Genomic DNA, 18,096 nt, shown 5'->3' with positions numbered 1-18,096 from the left:
ACAAGATGCGTAGTAAAAGAACATTGCAATAATAACAACAAACAGCCATTTTTTTCAATGATAAAAAAAGAAATTATTAATGTAGAAAACTTTTGGAATAAAGTTTCTTTTATGAACTTTTTTATTGTTCCTTCAATAAATGGAAGTAGAGGAATAGAAGTTTCAAAAGATATAGAGGAAAAATCTTTAGAAAATTTTGAAAATGTACTTGACGTTATAAAACCTAATTATATATTATTTTTAAGTAAAAAAAGTTATTGTATTTTTGAAAAATCTAATTCAAAATATTTAAAAAATACATTTGGCTTTGGACATCCATCTTCGCCTTGGTGGAGTAGAAAAAGAAAAGATGGCAAAAAATATAAAGAAGAATTTAAAGAAAAAATAGAAGAAATATTTGATAAAAAAATTTAAAAATTAGAAAGGAAGTAAAAAAATGAACTACAAAATTGCATTATTAAAAGGGGACGGAATTGGTCCAGAAATTGTTGATGAAGCGGTAAAAGTTTTGGATAAAATTGGAGAAAAATTTGGACATAAATTTGAGTATACGCAAGGATATTTGGGAGGAGAATCTATTGATAAATATGGGATTCCTTATTCTGAAGAAACTGCGAAAATTTGTAAAGAGAGTGACTCAATTTTGTTGGGATCAGTTGGAGGGCCTAAATGGGATAATGTTGATCCTGATAAAAGACCTGAAAAAGGACTTCTTGCGATAAGAAAAGACTTGGGAGTTTACACAAATTTAAGACCAGCGGTTTTGTTTAAGCAATTGAAAAGTGCTAGTCCATTGAAGGATGAAATAATTGGAGAAGGGCTAGATGTAATGATAGTTAGAGAGCTTACAGGAGGAATTTATTTCGGTCCTAGAGAATATTCTGATGAAAAAGCTATCGACACATTGCCATATACAAAAGGGGAAATTGAAAGAATAGCAAAAAAAGCGTTTGAAATTGCAAAATTAAGAGGGAAAAAAATTACAAGTGTGGATAAACATAATGTTTTAGATACTTCAAAATTGTGGAGAAAAACAGTAAATGAACTTGCAAAAGATTATCCAGAAGTGGAAGTTTCCCACATGTATGTGGATAACGCTGCAATGCAATTAATTGCAAATCCAAGACAATTTGATGTAATTTTGACAGACAATATGTTTGGAGATATTTTATCAGATGAAGCTTCAATGCTTACAGGATCACTTGGAATGTTGCCATCAGCAAGTTTAGGAGACGGAAAAGTTGGACTTTATGAACCAAGCCACGGTTCAGCACCAGACATCGCAGGACAAAACATCGCAAACCCAATCGCAACAATCTTATCAGCAGCAATGATGTTAAGATACGCATTTAACTTGACAAAAGAAGCAGATGCAGTTGAAAAAGCAATCGAAGAAGTGCTAGAAGATGGATTCAGAACAGCTGATATTTATACTGATGGAATGAAAAAAGTTGGAACGGCTGAAATGGGAACTGAAATTGCTAATAGAATATAATTTACTTTTTTGAATTATAAATTTTGACATTAAATTCAAAAAATTTTTAAATTTTCTCAAAATTAATTTTATGTAAATAATTGAAAAATAATTTTTATAAACAATAACAAAAAAGAAAGGATGGTTTTTTATGGAAGAAATTTTACATTACGAAAACATAACTTTCAGACGAGAAGGAAGAGAAATTTTAAAAGGTGTCGACTGGCACATAAATAAAGGAGAAAACTGGGCTTTGTTAGGATTAAATGGTTCTGGGAAATCTACCCTTTTGGGAATGATTCCAGCCTACACTTTTCCAACTTCAGGAGAAGTGCGAGTTTTTGGGCATAAATTTGGAAATTATGCTTGGACAAAAATTCGAGATAGAGTTGGTTTTGTGAGTTCTACTTTGAATAATTTTTTGAGTACATTAAATTCGCAAAAATTAAAAGATATTGTAATTTCTGGGAAATTTAATTCGATTGGAATTTATCAGGAAGTGACGGATGAAGATAGGAAAAAAGCTGAAAAAATAATTGAAGATTTTGGGATAACTTACATTAAGGATAAATATTTTGCAACATTGTCACAAGGTGAGCAAAGACGGACATTACTTGCACGGGCATTTATGAATGAGCCAGATTTATTGATTTTAGACGAACCTTGTTCAGGATTGGATGTAAAATCTCGAGAATATTTGTTGTCTGTTTTGGAAAAAAATTCTAAAAATGAAAATGCGATTCCATTTATTTATGTGACACATCAAATCGAGGAAGTGATTCCAGCGATAACTCATGTGACACTTTTAAAGGATGGTAAAGTTTTTGCAAAAGGTAGAAAAAAAGACATTTTGACAGATGAAGTTTTATCGGAAATGTTTGAGATGCCAGTAAAAGTTGTTTGGGAAAATGATAGACCTTGGTTGATTGTGAAATAATAAAAAAATTGCTGTGTGTATTGTTCGTTTCGAGGGACTCGAACCCACAAGGAGAAAACTCCACAGCTAGTTTAGAAGTAGGAACAATTTATTGACAGCAATTTTTTGTAAATATTTTTCAAAATATAAACTGATAATTATTAAGACTACCAGCAAATCTACTTTAATAATATCATAAAAATTGATAAATATCAAATGAAGTTTTTAGAAAATTATTTTTATTTATTCTTAAAATATAAATATTAAATAAATTTAAAAATATATAAAATATATTGTTATATTAAAAAAAAATATTTGCAAATATTTTCAAAAAGTGTATAATATACACATAAAAAAATTTAGGAGGATTTAAAAATGGCAGGAAACATTTTAGGAACAACAGTTTATTATGACGCTGATTGCGATTTAAGTAAATTGGAAGGTAAAAAAATTACAGTTTTAGGGTATGGATCTCAAGGACATGCTCATTCATTAAACTTAAAAGAAGGTGGATTTGATGTAACTGTTGGACTTAGAAAAGGTTCTAAATCTTGGGATGCAGCTACAGAAGCTGGATTTACAGTTAAAGAAACTGCAGATGCTGTAAAAGGTGCAGATATAGTTATGATCTTAATTCCAGATGAATTACAAGCAGAAGTTTATGCAAAAGACATCGCACCAAACTTAAAAGAAGGAGCATATATTGCATTCGGACACGGATTTAACATTCACTTCAAAAAAATAGTTCCAAGAGAAGATATAAGTGTATTCATGGTTGCACCTAAAGGACCTGGACACTTAGTAAGAAGAACTTTCCAAGAAGGAAGTGGAGTACCTTGTTTAGTAGCAGTAGAAAAAGATCCAGCAGGAGATGCTATGGAAGTTGCTAAAGCTTGGGCATCAGCAATTGGTGGAGGAAGAAGTGGAATTCTTGAAACTACATTCAGACAAGAAACAGAAACTGACTTATTCGGAGAACAAGTAGTATTATGTGGTGGAGTTGTAGAACTTATGAAAGTTGGATTTGAAGTATTGACAGAAGCTGGATATGACCCAGTAAATGCTTACTTTGAATGTATTCACGAAATGAAACTTATCGTAGACTTAATTTACGAAGGTGGACTTGCAACAATGAGAAATTCAATTTCAAATACAGCTGAATACGGAGACTACTTAACTGGACCAAAAATTATTACGCCTGAAACTAAAGAAGCTATGAGAGGTGTTTTAAAAGATATTCAATCAGGAAAATTTGCTGATGACTTCTTAGCTGACTACAAAGCAGGACAACCATTCTTAAAAGAAAAAAGAAAAGAATTTGCTAATCACGGCGTAGAAAAAGTTGGAGCAGAATTAAGAAAACTTATGCCTTGGATTAAAAAATAATTATTTAATCAATTAATTTTGAAAGATAATAAATAATAAAGCACTCTAAATTTAGGGTGTTTTATTTTTTGTAAAAAAAATATTTTGAAAGTACTAAATTTATTGACAAAAAGTGATAAAAAATGATAAAATAATTTTATATAAAGGTTTCGGAGTTGATCGCTTGAAAAAAATTTTTTAAGAGGAAAGTCCGGACTTCACAGGGGAAGGAGACAGTTAACGACTGTTAAGAGAAATCTTAAGGAAAGTGCCACAGAAAATAGACCGCCATTTTAGGTAAGGGTGAAAAGGTAGTGTAAGAGACTACCGGTAATTTAAGCAATTAAATTAGCCTGGTAAACCCCTCCTGAAGCAAGAATAAGTAGAAAAGTGATAAAAGGTTCCCCGCCTTTACTTTGAAGGGTAATTCGCTAAAGTTAATAAGTGATTATTAATTTAGATAAATGATTGACTAATACAGAATCCGGCTTATACCGAGACCTAATTTTTGAAATAGTTTATAAAATAGCTACTCAAAGGAAATATAGTGAAAAAGTGACTATATCTTTGGGTTATTTTTTTAGTTTTTACAGGAAATAAATTTTTAGAAAAAATAGGCGGATGATTATGGAAAAAAAAGAAAATGTAGTAAAAAAAGTAAAAATTGTAAAAAGTGAATATGCGAATGAAAAATTGCTTGAAAATTTTTATAATTATTTGAGAGAAAGTAAAATAGAAGAAGTTGAAGATGTGAAAAATGCAGATTTGATAATTTCGCTAGGTGGAGACGGGACAATGTTGAAAGCCTCAAAAGAAGCTATTGTGTCTGATACTCCAATTCTTGCAATTAATCTTGGTTCGCTTGGATATTTAGTCGAAATAAATCCAGAAAATGCGGTTGAAATGTTAAAAAATTATCAAAAAAATGAGAATTATAAGATAGAAAACCGTTCACTTTTGGAAGTAAAATACAAGGGAAATACATTTTATGCGTTAAATGAGCTTGTTATAACAAAAGGTGGACATGAAGCGCACTTGATTCAAGTGGAAGTTTTCTCAGATGGAGTTTTTGTTAATAAATATCGTGCAGACGGAATTATTGTTGCAACACCAACTGGTTCAACTGCTTATTCTCTGTCAGCTGGTGGCTCAATTGTCCATCCAAATTTAAATGCTTTGACAATAACGCCACTTTCTCCACAAAGTTTGACTGCTAGACCTATTATTATAAATGGTTGTGAAATATTGAGCTTTAAGACATTTTCCAGAGAAGCAGAGGTTCATTTGAATATCGACGGAAATTTGTGGTTTGGAATTAAGCCAGAAGATGAGCTTTTGGCAACTTTATCGAATAAGAAAATAAAGATTATTAAACCTTTGAATAGCGATTATTTTAGTATTTTAAGGGAAAAATTGAAATGGGGAGATTTTGTTTTATAAAATTATCGAATGAAAGGAAAAGGATGTTAAGAGAGTTAAGATTGAATAATTTGGCAATAATAAAAAATTTGGATTTAGAATTTAGTAGAAATTTTGTTGCGCTGACTGGAGAAACTGGAGCTGGAAAATCTATTATTTTGGATGGAATATCGCTTTTAATCGGTGAGAGAAGTCATTTGGAAATGATTAGAAATGGGGAAGACAGTCTTTTTGCCGAAGGAATTTTTGAAATTACTGAAAAACAAAAAAAAAGATTGAATGAACTTGGCTTTGAAATAAATGATGACGAAATTATCGTGACTAGAACTTTTGATAAAAATTCAAAATCTAAAATTACAGTGAACGGGACAAGATTTACATTGTCGAAATTGAAGGAAATGATGGCAAACATAATAGACTTGGTCGGACAGCATGAACATCAGTCACTTTTGAATAGCGAGTTTCATTTAAACTTACTGGACAGGTTTTTGGACATTGAAGGAAAAAATTTGTTAAAAGAAGTTAAGAAAAGTGTGGAAGAAATAAAAAAAATAAACTTAAAAATTGAAGAAATTGAAGAGCAAAGGACAAAACTTTTGGAAAAAAAAGATGTTTTAGAATTTCAGTTTAACGAAATAAATGATTTAGATTTAAAAATAAATGAAGATAACGAATTGGAAGAAGAATATAAAATTTTGTTTAATTCAGGAAAAATTAGTGAAAAGCTGGAAGAGTCTTCACAGTGGTTAAAAGAAGGAGATTTTTCAATTTTGTCGGCTCTTGGGAAAGTGAAAAGAAATTTGGAGCAATTGTCAGATTTGTCAGAAATTTATGGAGAACTTTCAGAAAAAGTGGAATCCATCGTCTATGAAGTAGAAGAAGTTTCATATTCAATTGAAAACTTTATTGGAGATGTGGAAGAAGTTAATGACACGAAACTTGAAAAAGTTGTAAAAAGAATTGACAAAATTAATAAATTAAAATTAAAATATGGAGCAACGATTGAAGAAATTTTGGAATATAAAGATAAAATTTTAAAAGATTTAAATTTTATAAATTTTGAAAATGATGAACTTGAAAATTTAAAAAGTGAAAAGAAAGAACTTATAAAAAAATACTTTGAAGATGGCGAAAAATTGAGCAAAATGCGAGAAAATATAGCTGGTGCGCTTCAAAATACGATTGATATTCAACTTTGTGATTTAAATATGGAAAGTGCTAAATTTCAAGTGTCAATTCAAAAGAATGATGAAATTACACTAAACGGAATAAATAAAGTTGAATTTTTGATTAAGACAAATGTCGGGGAAAATTTTAAGCCACTTGTAAAAATTGCGTCTGGTGGGGAAGTTTCTCGGATAATGTTGGCTCTAAAAACGGTATTTTCAGAAGTTGATAATATTTCGGTACTTATTTTTGATGAGATTGATACAGGAATTTCTGGCGAAACAGTGAGAAAAGTGGCACAAAAATTAAAAGAACTTTCAAAAAATACGCAAATTATCTGTGTCACACATTCCCCACAAATTGCTGGGTCTGCAAATCAGCAGTTTTTGATAAAAAAAGAAATTGAAAATAATTTTACTGAAACTAAAGTGCGAGAACTTGATGAAAACGAGAGAATTCGTGAAATAGCAAGAATAATTTCGGGAGATAATATAACGCAAGTTTCGATTAATCATGCAAAAGAAATAATGGAAATACAATAAAAAATAAAAAAGACGGATATTTAAAAATGGAAAAAGATTTAAAAAAAGAAACAAAATTTGAAAATAAAGAAAAATTAAAGCTAAAAAAAAAGAATGACATTTTGATAAAAGAATTTTTAAATTTTTTGGAATTTGAAAAAGGCGATTCTGAACGAACATTGGTTGGATATAAAAGGGATTTGAGTCAATTTCTTGATTTTTTTTCAAAAGATTTTGACGAAATTTTGGAAGAAGATGTGATTAAATTTGTTGAAAGAATTTCAGAAAAATTAAAAAAAAGTTCGGTTTTGAGAAAAGTGTCAGTTGTAAAATCATTTTATAAATTTTGCTACTTAAATAATTTTGTCACAAGTGACCCAACTTGTACAATTAAAAATTTGAAAAAATTGGATTATTTAAACGATAAAAATAAAAATGAAAACAAAAACGAAAAAAAAATAAAGTTTTTACAAACGAAAAAAAATCTAAATTAAAAAAAATTTATGACGACATAAAATTGGGAGATGATTAAAAGATGAACACAAAAAAAGAAATAAATAAAAATAGAAATGAAAAAGCTAGGATTTTAATGATGTCAATTATCGCATATTTTGCAGTTTTTGTACTAAAAAAAATTGATATTGTATCAAATTATATGGGAATTGTACTTATGATTTTATTATATGTATATGCAAATTACAATCTTATAAATATATTTTTTATAAGCAAAAGAACGACATTTAAAATATATATTTTTCTGTTTTTAGAAGTAATTTACTTTTTTACAGGAACATTTTCATTGTCAAGTATAGCGATATATCTAATTTTACTATGGATTTTAGACTATTCCATTATAAAAGATGAAGGGCGTGAAGAAACTCCTAGAATAAATAGATTTTTTCAAATTTATATAGTGTTTAAAGTAGTTTTTATAATTACAATGATATTTTATATAACAAAATAAAAATTTTGACTTGACAAAAAACGATTACTATTGTAAACTATTAACATAGGTTACAAATGTAGTCGTTTTATATTTAAAAAAGGTGGGATTCTTATGGAAGAAAAGTATCATATAACTGACTCAGAGTGGGAAATAATGAGAGTTGTATGGGCAAATAATGAAGTTACGAGCAACTTTGTTTTTGAAGTGCTGGGAAAAAAGATGAACTGGAAGCGGACGACGGTTAAGACGCTGCTTAATAGACTTTTGGAGCGAAAAATTTTGAAGAAGCGGGAAATTGGAAATAAATATCTTTATTCCACGGAATACACAGAAGAGGAAGTAGCTAAAATTTATATTTTAGGAACTTTTAAAAAGATTTGCAATACAAAAGTTGGAAAAATGATAGCTTATGTGATTGAAAATAGTGAGCTAAGTTTTAACGATTTAGAAATTATTTTAAAAGCGGTGGAAGTAAAAAAAGAAAGTGCAGTTTCAAAAGTTTTGTGCAAATGTTTGAAGGGACAGTGTAATTGTGAAAAAAATGGGCATTTGCATATTTAGAAAATTTTTAAAATAAAGGAGATGGAAAAATGGAAAATTCAGAAAAAACAAAAAAAGTTTACACAGTCACTGGAATGAATTGTGCGGCGTGTGCTTTGACAGTTGAAAAAGCGGTAAATAAATGCGATGGACTTGATGCGACTGTAAATTTGGCAACTGAAAAAATGACTGTGAACTTTGATGAAAATAAATATAATTTTGCAAAAATTAGAGAAATAGTTGAAAAGAGCGGATATGGACTTATTGAGAATCTCTCTGAAGAAGAAAAAGTTAAGATGTATCAGGATAAAATAAAAGAAATGAAAAATAAATTGATTCTTGCAATTATTTTTTCTGTACCGCTACTTTACATTTCGATGGGACATCATATGATGGGAGCGCCAGTTCCAAGATTTTTAAATCACAAGGAACATCCACTAAATTTTGCATTGGCACAATTGGTATTTGTTATACCGATTATATATGCAGGAAGAGATTTTTTCACACACGGAATAAAAAATATTTTTAGAAAATCTCCAAATATGGATTCGCTTATTGCAATGGGTTCAGGAGCAGCTTTGGTTTATAGTTTAATTTCGACAGCTGCAGCGATATTGGATCCCAAAAATGCACATCATTACGCAATGGACTTGCACTATGAGTCAGCTGGGATTATAATAACTTTAATTTCACTAGGAAAATTATTGGAAGCTAGAACGAAAGGTCAAACTTCGTCAGCAATAAAAAAACTGATTGGATTGCAGCCAAAAAAAGCAAAAATTATTGAAAATGGTGTGGAAAAAGAAGTTATGATAGAAAATTTGAATGTTGGAAATATTGTTGTTGTAAAACCGGGAGAAAAAATAGCAGTTGATGGAATTATAACGGAAGGAACTACATCGGTTGATGAATCAATGTTGACTGGAGAAAGTTTGCCAGTTACAAAAAATGTGGGAGATAAAGTTGTTGGCGGAAGTATAAATAAAAATGGAAGCATTAAATTTGAAGCGACAGAAATTGGGAAAAATACAATGTTGTCACAAATAATAAAATTAGTGGAAGAAGCTCAAGGATCAAAAGCACCGATTTCACGAATGGCTGATACTGTCGCTGGATATTTTGTTCCGATAGTTATAGGAATTGCGGTAGTTACTGGACTTGCGTGGTACATTTTTGATGCGGGATTAGTTACATCACTTTCGTTTTTTATTTCAGTTTTAGTAATTGCCTGTCCGTGTGCATTGGGACTTGCTACACCTACATCTATAATGGTTGGAACTGGAAAAGGAGCTGAAAACGGAATACTTATTAAAAGTGGAGAAGCTTTGGAAACAACTCATAAAATAAAAACGGTCGTATTTGATAAAACTGGGACAATTACTGAAGGAAAACCTGTTTTGACGGATTTTGTAACTTTTGGTAAAAATTATTCGGAAAAAGAGCTACAAAAAATTGCGGCTAGTGTGGAAAGAAAATCGGAACATCCGTTGGCACAAGCTGTGGTAAATGGAATTTTGGAAAAAAATGAGTTTTTGGAAAATGAATTTTTTGATTGTGAAAGTTTTCGTGCGATGCCGGGATATGGGATTAGAGTGAAAGTGAAAATTGATGGAGAAGTTAAAGAAGTGCAAATTGGGAATAAAAAATTGATGGATAACAGAAAAATTGATACAGAAATTGCACAGAAAGATTACAATGAGTTTTCTGGCGAAGGAAAGACGCCGATGTATATGTCGATTGAAAAAGAACTTGTGGCGCTTGTGGCAGTTGCCGATGTGATTAAAAAAACAAGTGCTGATGCAATTTTTGAACTTCATAAAATGGGAATAAAGACAATAATGCTCACAGGAGACAATGAAAAAACAGCAAAATTTATTGCAAAACAAGCTGGAATAGATGAAGTGATTTCAGATGTACTGCCACACCAAAAGGCTTCTAAAATTAAGGAGTTACAGGAAAATGGTGAGTTTGTAGCAATGGTGGGAGATGGAATAAATGATTCTCCGGCACTGGCTCAAGCAAATGTTGGAATTGCAATTGGAAGTGGAACGGATGTTGCGATAGAATCGGCGGATATTGTGCTTATTAAAAATGATTTAAAAGATGTGGCAAGAGCTATGAAATTAAGTAAAGCTACGATTATAAATATAAAGCAAAATTTATTCTGGGCCTTTTTTTACAATGTGATTGGAATCCCAATTGCGACAGGAATTTTTTACGCTTTATTTAATGGACCTAAATTAGATCCAATGATTGCAGCTTTTGCGATGTCATTTAGCTCGGTTTCAGTTTTGGCAAATGCATTGCGATTGAAATTTTTAAAATTATAAATAATCATAGTTAATCAAAAAATTAGTAATTAACAAGAGGTTAAGACCTCTTGTTATTTTTTTGCTAAGAATATTAAAATAAATAAAAAAATTATCTTTACTTTATCTAAATAATTGTTGGATTATTGTTTGTTTTTTCTTTATTAAATAAAAAAAAAATTGAAGATAACTAAAAAGTTTTTAAAAAAATTTAAGAAGTTTCTTGTTTTTCTCCAATTCTTAGGTTATAATACTAATAAAAATAAAAACAAATAAAATTGAAAAACTGAAAAATCTATTATCCGCTCGCTCATTTAAAACTATTCTTGATAATTTTTATGGATTTTTTAATTTTTAAGAAAAGAGAGGTAAGAATTATGACAAATGATTTGAGAATTATGAAAAAAGAATTAAAATCGTTTGCAAAAAGAGTTAAAGATTTTAAATATACCGATTCAGCATGTATCACTTTCCTGCTTACTGGGCTAATAATGCTTAGCGGTATTTCATTTAATCTTTACTCAGATGAAATCAAGACACAACAGGAAGCGATAAACACATCAATATTCAAGCTGCAAAAGGACTTTAGGCATGCAAGGCAGGAAAACAATAAACTTTTGAGAAATACGAATTTAGAATTGGTTCAGTTAATGGAACAGGGGGATCATGTAGTAAAATCACCTTGGGGCAGTTTTCAGTTCGGCTCAAACTACATGTATAACGACTGGAAAGGGACTTATAAAGGTCGTGGAGATAAAAGGGAAGCAGTGAAGTATGCCAGGGAAAATGACAAGTTCAGGACTTATGCAGGAGCAAAGCAGGGGACTACTGAGTTGAAAAGGGTTATTGAACCAATTTCAGCGGTACCTGTGGATGCTGCGGTTAGACCTAAAGATATTCATAAAACTGCTTTGAGTATTAATTTACCGAAGATTGGAGCACCACAAAAATCGGATTTGAATGTTCATGTGGAAGATCCTTTGGAAATACCGAGAGTTAATATAAAAGATCCAAATAGAATTATAAATGTAATTTCACCTAATGCTCGTCCATTTTCTGCGTTTAGTTGGGGATGGAGAGATGTAATTAGAGGTACTTATATACATCAATCAAGTTACGGTACTATACCAAATGCTCATGATAGTACATTTGATGATGCAATTACTGAAAATATTAATATAAATGGTGGTACTTATTGGACAGGAGTTGATCCAGACACAAAACAGGCTGCTAATATTACTAAATGGTCAAATGCTACACAATTTACTGCTTCTCCTCTTCCAACAATTCCTTCTAATTTTCCTACTAGTGGATTAATACGATACTTTCCTGATTTTTATAATAGTGATTTTCAAAATAGTAATGGGTTAATTAACAGTCGTCATGCCGCTATAGCAACTAATTATGGTGGACGTTGGACCAATGAAAGACCTGGTGGAGGAACTCCAGGAAATATATTTTATGATTCGACATATTATATAAAGGGAGATTCTAGTAAAGGTTCTGAAGCATTTCATGTAGTAGGAGATGTTCATTTTTCCAATGTAAAAGTTTATTTATATGGTTATGCTGCTTTTATTAATGCTGAATCTTTTCGTGGTGGAATAACAACGATGGATAATGTTAGAATTAAGTTGTTAGAAGATAATAATACAGTATTTAATATACAAGGACCTGGTTATCAAAATGATATTCAAGATGGGTATGAAGGTAAAAAATATGCTACTAAATTTTTTGGAAATGCAGATATTACAGTTGATAGTAAAGGAAATACAATTTATGCTGTCAATAATTATAGTACAGGAACAGAAATTTCAAATACAGGTAAGCTAGTATTTAATGGAGCTTCAAATATTGGATTTTCGTTTTTAACATATGTTCCAGATAAATCAAAATTTATTGATACTATTGTTCCGAATTGGAGGACTAATCCTGGAATAACAGGTGAAAAAGGTGATATTGATGCTTATAAACCTTGGGTAAGAACATCAGTAGATAATCCAATAAAAATGTATGGTGATGAAAATGTGGGTATATTCTTTAGTAAGAGAGCTTATAATGGGAATGGGAATGTAAATGTAGGTTTACACCAAGGAACTTTTGAATTATATATGACTATAGGTGATCAATTAAATTCATCAGGAAATCCTGAACAATTACCTGCTGGTCAGTTAAAAAAAGATGGTTATACATCGACAACTGTAGATGGGAATGTTGGAGTTTTTGCTAAATCGGGTCAAAGAAAAGGAATAGAAATAGTAGGAACTGCTACTGAAAATATTATTCCTACAACTCCTGTAATATGGGACTATACATTGAATAAGTTAATTCCTATGGCTATGAGATCTGGATTGTCTACTCAAGATATCTATTCATTTGATGCTATTCATGATTTAGAAATGGAAAAATTTAATATAACATTTGGAAGATATGCTAAAAATGGATTTATGTTTTTAGCTGATAATGGAACAGTTATTGATATTAAAAATGGTAGTCAAACTGATTTTTCTGATGGGGTGAATGGGGCAACAACCAATCAAGATAATACAGGAACAGGAACAATAGTGGGTTATGCAAATGGTCTTTGGAAAACAGCCGATACTTTATTGAAGAGTGATTCGGGCTATTCACTAGAAGGATTGCCAACAGAAATTAAAGTTGCTCAAAATTTAACAATGGTAAGTGATAAAGGTATTGCATACTATGCGGATAATGGTGGATTAATAAATGTAAATAGTGCGACTACAACAGCGAAAGGTTATGGTTCTGTAATTGGATATGCAAGTGGTACAGGTACATCAGGAACTAGTACTAAAAAAAGTACTGTTAATTTTTCAGGAGCGATTACTGCAGACGATAGTATTTCAAGTCCATTGGCTAAAAAAATTACTGAAAAATATACTAATATTGGTGCTTATGCAAAAAATGGTGGTGTTGTTAATGTAACTGGAAAAGCAACCATAAACGGTATTGGTGGATTTGCAGATAACGGAGAAGTTAATTTATTAAATACAGATAATACAATAAAAACTGTGAAAAATGCTGGATTAGTAGCTAAAAATGGCGGAAAAGTAAATTTCAATGGTGGAACTATTACGATAGACAATGATGCTTCGGTAACAGGTATGACAAATACTAATGCTACGCCATTCTACGCAAAGGCTTCAGGAGGTACATCAGGAACTATAGTTTTCCAAAATAATCCACTAAAATCAAATAAATATGATACAACAATAATCAAAATGTTCGATGGAGTGGTAATAGCTGATGATCCTAGCACTTATTCGAAAACAATCGATGGAACAAGTAGATATCAAGGATTAGAAAATGTAACAGTAGAAGTAAATAGCAATGATGTAATTATGGGAGTTTATGACGATAATGGAAAAGCTACTCGTACTTGGTATAATAGCGCTGATACAGGAACACCAACATTTACTGACGGATTAGAAGGAGCAAACCAATTTGGTAAGATAACATATGCAAATGGTGCAACATTCTATACAGTAGTATTAAAAAATGGTAAATTAGATGTGCAGGCACCAACAGTATCATTAGACAACATAGGTGATAAATACAACGGAATAAAAATGGCAAATGAGCTTGTAACGATAAGTAATGCAACAACAGTATCAGGAAATATAGCTGGAACAAACCTTAAAGGACAAGGATTATCTATGGGAAATATTTCCAAAGCCACACAAGTAGCGGCTGGGATAACACCAACTAACACAACTTCAGGATTCATCAACAAAGGAACGATAAATGTAACAGGTGGTACAACAGCAGCAGGAATAGCTGGAATAAATGTAAGCTATGGAACAATTAATAATGACAAAACTGGAAAAGTAACGGTAGACAATGGTGCAGGACTTTATGCAACAAATGGAAGTAAAATTGTAAATGATGGTACAGTAACTGTAAGCGGAAAAGGAGTAGGAATAGCAGGACTTGGAACAGGACAGACAAAACAAGATTACGGTACTGATGTTGCAGATGGAACTGCTGTGGAAATAGTAAATAACGGTACATTAAATGTAGCAGGAGATGAAGCAATTGGCATTTATGCAGAAAATAATACTGGAACAGCGAGAGCAAATGTAAAAATAGATAACACTTCTCCAATTACAGTTGGAACAAAAGGAGTGGGAATTGCATTGGTGTCAACAGCGCCAACAACTGTTTCTTATGGTGCAGAACAAGGTGGTACGATTACATTGACACCTTCAGGAGCAACTGACATTACAACAGGAGTTCAAGGAACAGGAATTTATGCAGAAGATTCCGATGTTAATTTAGGCAGTGGAGATTATGTAATTGAAACTAAAGAAAAAGGAGTAGGAATTTTCGCATCAGGCAACATAAAAGTAAACGGAACACTTGAGTACAAATACAACGGAAGTTCAACAGGAACAGGAATGGGAGTTGTCTACGACCAAGACAAAGCTCCTACTTTAACAAACTACGCCAATGTAAAACTTATAAATTCTACAAATACAACGGGTGGAATGGTAGGACTTTACACAACAGCGGCAGCGGGTAACAAGTTTGTAAATAATGGAAATGTAGAAGGAAAATCAACAGCGCTTGAATTTGGAATAGTTACAAATGGAGCAGATGTGGAAAATACTGGAAAAATAACATTGGGAGATGCGACAAAACAGGCGGAAGCAAATGTTGGTATTTATGCGAAAGCTAAAAATAAGATAACTAATGGCGAAACAATTACAGTTGGAAACAATGCAATTGGAATTTATGGATACAATGTTGATAACAATGGCACAATTAAAGCGGGAGATGATGGAGTAGCCATTTACACTCAAGATGAAGGAACTATAAATTTAAACGGTGGTTCTACAGTTAAAGTAGGCGAAAATCAAGCAGTAGGTGTCTATGCAGTTGGAACTAACCAAAATCTTAATGCAAATGCAGGCTCTACATTTAACATAGGAAATGATTCATTCGGATTTGTAGATGCAGGAAAAGGAAACATAATAACATCATATGCAAATCCAGTAACTCTTGGAAGCGATGCGATTTATGCTTACCAAAATGACAATACAGGAAAAATAATAAACTACACTCCATTGACATCAGCAGGAGATAGAAACTACGGAATTTATGGAAATGGTGCTACTGAAAATTATGGAACAATAGACTTCTCAAATGGAAATGGTAATGTAGGAATTTATTCAACAAACGGCGGAGTAGCGACAAACTTTGGAACAATTAAGGTTGGACCTTCAAACACAAGTGCAAAAGAATACGGTGTAGGTATGGCAACGGGATACTACGATGAAACAACAAATAAAATTTCAAATGAAGGAACAATCATAAACAGAGGAACAATAGAAGTAAGCAAATCCAACACAATGGGAATGTATGCAGTTGGATCTAACTCGAAGGCGATAAACTATGGAACTATAAACCTATCAGGAAGAGATACAATCGGAATGTACCTTGACAGAGGTGCACATGGTGAAAACTGGGGAACAATTCAAACGACAGTATCAGGACTTAGAGGAGTAAAAGGAATTTATCTTTCAAATGGAAGCTACATCAAGAACTATGGAACAATAAATATAGCAGCTTCAGATATTAAGAGTGCAGGAATCTGGTCAGATATGCAATCACAGGAAAATGCAAAAGAAAATGCAAGTGATAAAAATCCGATAACAGGAGTAAATCAGACAGGAACATCAACACCACTAATGAAAGTAGTTACAGCGGATGACATGAAAGAAATGGGAGGAGTGACAATAAAAGTTCCACCTAGAATGACACCTGTAACAGTGACAGATGCACAAGGAAATGTGATACCAATAGTAAAAGTTGATACAAATGTTTCAACACCAAATCCAGTGTCAGTAACAGTGACATCGCCATCAGGAATAACAATATTGGATTTGGCAGTAAACAACATGCAAAAATTTCCATCAGCTTCAGAAGCAACAAGTCTTGGAATGTATGTGGATACTTCAGGAGTAAACTATACAAATCCGATACAAGGACTTAATAATTTAGTAGGACTTGAAGATATAAGTTTGTATTTTGGATCGGAAGCCTCGAGATATACAACATCTAAAGTGATAGAAATAGGAGATAATATTTTAAAACCTTACAATGCTGCACTAAGAGGATTTGTTACGGCAGGAACAACATTGTATGTAACTTCACCGAGTCTTACTTGGATGACACAACCAACGAAAGACCTATCAACAGGACTTTTGGATAAAGTATACTTAGTAAAAGTTCCGTATACGGCGTTTGTAAAAGATGGAGATGACCAGACATATAACTTCCTTGCAGGACTTGAAAAGAGATATGGAGTCGAAGGATTGGGAACTCAAGAAAAATTGATATTTGACAAGATAAGTAGTTTAACTGGCGGAGAAGGACACATACTGGCTCAAGCATTTGATGAAATGAAAGGTCACCAGTATTCAAATATTCAGCAGAGAACAAAGGAAACAGGAGATATTTTAAGCAACGAATTCAGTTATTTACAAAATGAATGGAAAAATCCTACAAAGAATAATAGCAAAATAAAAGCATTTGGTCGAAGAGGAGAATACAAGACAGATACGGCAGGAGTAGTTGACTATACAAATAATGCCTACGGAGTGGCTTATGTGCATGAAAAAGAAGAAGTGATGCTTGGAAATAAATCAGGATGGTATGCAGGAGCAGTTACAAATAGATATGAATTTAGAGATTTAGGAAAATCAAAAGAAGATCAGACAATGATAAAAGCAGGAATCTTTAAGACAATATCGCCAGCAAGTGACCACAACGGTTCATTGACTTGGACAATTTCAGGGGAAGCGTTTGCAGGAATAAACCATATGAAACGAAGATACTGGATTGTAGACGATACATTTGAAGCAAAATCAAACTACGCAACATATGGAGCTGCACTAAGAAATGAACTTGGAAAAGACTTTAGAACAAGTGAGAGAACAAGCATAAGACCATATGGAGCACTAAATTTGGAATATGGAAGATACACAGGAATAAAGGAATATGGACCAGTGGCATTAGAAATAAAAGGAAATGATTACATTTCAGTACAGCCGGAAGCAGGAGTTTCATTCAACTACAGACAGCCTGTGGGAGCAAGAAGCAGCATAAATGCAAGTTTAGCAGCTGCATATACAAATGAGCTTGGAGAAGTAAACGATGTTAAGAACAAGGCTAAATTGAGAGGAACGGATGGACCATATTATGAATTACGAGGAGATAAGGAAAATCGTAAGGGAAGTGGAAAATTTGATTTGAATTTAGGATTTGAGAACACAAGATTTGGAGTGACAGTAAATGCAGGATACGATACGAAAGGAGAAAATGTAAGAGGAGGTATCGGATTTAGAGTGATTTACTAATTTAGATAAAAAGTAGATTGAGTTCTATTTTAGAAAAATAGCTTAAATTGTTTGTCA

Annotated in this window: 11 protein-coding genes and 1 other RNA gene; all 12 read left to right on the top strand. The window is 32.0% G+C overall.

Features of this window, described 5'->3' with window-relative positions:
• The first annotated feature begins 57 nt into the window (after positions 1 to 57).
• The 12 genes from J5A73_RS10480 to J5A73_RS06280 all read left to right on the top strand — a co-directional run bounded on the left by J5A73_RS10480 (position 58) and on the right by J5A73_RS06280 (position 18,039).
• On the top strand, positions 58 to 414 hold the full coding sequence (locus tag J5A73_RS10480; protein WP_249069177.1) for a hypothetical protein: 357 nt from the start codon (positions 58 to 60) through the stop codon (positions 412 to 414).
• 22 nt (positions 415 to 436) lie between these two features.
• Positions 437 to 1,495 (top strand): 3-isopropylmalate dehydrogenase, encoded by a 1,059-nt coding sequence (leuB, locus tag J5A73_RS06330; protein ID WP_211614074.1) that lies wholly within the window; start codon positions 437 to 439, stop codon positions 1,493 to 1,495.
• A 130-nt stretch (positions 1,496 to 1,625) separates the two neighbouring features.
• Entirely contained in the window at positions 1,626 to 2,411 is a 786-nt protein-coding gene (locus J5A73_RS06325) for an ABC transporter ATP-binding protein (RefSeq protein ID WP_178938160.1), read from the top strand.
• Between the two features lie 354 nt (positions 2,412 to 2,765).
• Complete coding sequence (gene ilvC / locus J5A73_RS06320) at positions 2,766 to 3,776, top strand: ketol-acid reductoisomerase (protein WP_211614072.1); 1,011 nt, start codon at positions 2,766 to 2,768, stop codon at positions 3,774 to 3,776.
• Between the two features lie 143 nt (positions 3,777 to 3,919).
• An RNA gene (rnpB, locus tag J5A73_RS06315) (RNase P RNA component class A) lies at positions 3,920 to 4,263 on the top strand.
• Between the two features lie 119 nt (positions 4,264 to 4,382).
• Complete coding sequence (locus tag J5A73_RS06310; RefSeq protein ID WP_249069175.1) at positions 4,383 to 5,195, top strand: NAD(+)/NADH kinase; 813 nt, start codon at positions 4,383 to 4,385, stop codon at positions 5,193 to 5,195.
• A 23-nt stretch (positions 5,196 to 5,218) separates the two neighbouring features.
• Positions 5,219 to 6,883 carry a DNA repair protein RecN gene (gene recN / locus J5A73_RS06305; protein ID WP_211614068.1) on the top strand — a complete coding sequence of 555 codons (1,665 nt, stop codon included), beginning with the start codon at positions 5,219 to 5,221 and terminating at the stop codon, positions 6,881 to 6,883.
• 26 nt (positions 6,884 to 6,909) lie between these two features.
• Complete coding sequence (locus J5A73_RS06300; protein WP_211614066.1) at positions 6,910 to 7,356, top strand: site-specific integrase; 447 nt, start codon at positions 6,910 to 6,912, stop codon at positions 7,354 to 7,356.
• Positions 7,357 to 7,397: 41 nt separating this feature from the next.
• The gene (locus J5A73_RS06295) at positions 7,398 to 7,826 is read left to right on the top strand and encodes a phospholipid phosphatase (protein ID WP_211614064.1); all 429 of its coding nucleotides are present in this window, start codon (positions 7,398 to 7,400) and stop codon (positions 7,824 to 7,826) included.
• A gap of 93 nt (positions 7,827 to 7,919) precedes the next feature.
• A complete protein-coding gene (locus J5A73_RS06290; RefSeq protein ID WP_211614062.1) occupies positions 7,920 to 8,369 on the top strand; it encodes a CopY/TcrY family copper transport repressor in 450 nt (149 codons plus the stop codon).
• Between the two features lie 29 nt (positions 8,370 to 8,398).
• On the top strand, positions 8,399 to 10,678 hold the full coding sequence (locus tag J5A73_RS06285) for a heavy metal translocating P-type ATPase (protein WP_211614060.1): 2,280 nt from the start codon (positions 8,399 to 8,401) through the stop codon (positions 10,676 to 10,678).
• 356 nt (positions 10,679 to 11,034) lie between these two features.
• Positions 11,035 to 18,039, top strand: coding sequence for an autotransporter-associated N-terminal domain-containing protein (locus J5A73_RS06280; protein WP_211614058.1), 7,005 nt, complete (start codon positions 11,035 to 11,037; stop codon positions 18,037 to 18,039).
• The last annotated feature ends 57 nt before the right edge of the window (positions 18,040 to 18,096 follow it).

It is taken from the genome of Leptotrichia sp. oral taxon 218, from assembly GCF_018128225.1.
In the GTDB taxonomy this organism is placed as follows: Bacteria; Fusobacteriota; Fusobacteriia; order Fusobacteriales; family Leptotrichiaceae; genus Leptotrichia.
The sequence above is the reverse complement of the archived record's forward strand: the minus strand, read 5'-3'. Positions and strand labels throughout refer to the sequence as shown.

Excerpts from the sequence above, each read along its gene's own strand:
- J5A73_RS06325 (WP_178938160.1), top strand. The coding sequence starts at position 1,626 with ATGGAAGAAATTTTACATTACGAAAACATAACTTTCAGACGAGAAGGA.
- recN (WP_211614068.1), top strand. The coding sequence starts at position 5,219 with ATGTTAAGAGAGTTAAGATTGAATAATTTGGCAATAATAAAAAATTTG.
- J5A73_RS10480 (WP_249069177.1), top strand. The coding sequence starts at position 58 with ATGATAAAAAAAGAAATTATTAATGTAGAAAACTTTTGGAATAAAGTT.
- J5A73_RS06285 (WP_211614060.1), top strand. The coding sequence starts at position 8,399 with ATGGAAAATTCAGAAAAAACAAAAAAAGTTTACACAGTCACTGGAATG.
- leuB (WP_211614074.1), top strand. The coding sequence starts at position 437 with ATGAACTACAAAATTGCATTATTAAAAGGGGACGGAATTGGTCCAGAA.
- J5A73_RS06290 (WP_211614062.1), top strand. The coding sequence starts at position 7,920 with ATGGAAGAAAAGTATCATATAACTGACTCAGAGTGGGAAATAATGAGA.
- J5A73_RS06295 (WP_211614064.1), top strand. The coding sequence starts at position 7,398 with ATGAACACAAAAAAAGAAATAAATAAAAATAGAAATGAAAAAGCTAGG.
- J5A73_RS06310 (WP_249069175.1), top strand. The coding sequence starts at position 4,383 with ATGGAAAAAAAAGAAAATGTAGTAAAAAAAGTAAAAATTGTAAAAAGT.
- ilvC (WP_211614072.1), top strand. The coding sequence starts at position 2,766 with ATGGCAGGAAACATTTTAGGAACAACAGTTTATTATGACGCTGATTGC.
- J5A73_RS06300 (WP_211614066.1), top strand. The coding sequence starts at position 6,910 with ATGGAAAAAGATTTAAAAAAAGAAACAAAATTTGAAAATAAAGAAAAA.
- J5A73_RS06280 (WP_211614058.1), top strand. The coding sequence starts at position 11,035 with ATGACAAATGATTTGAGAATTATGAAAAAAGAATTAAAATCGTTTGCA.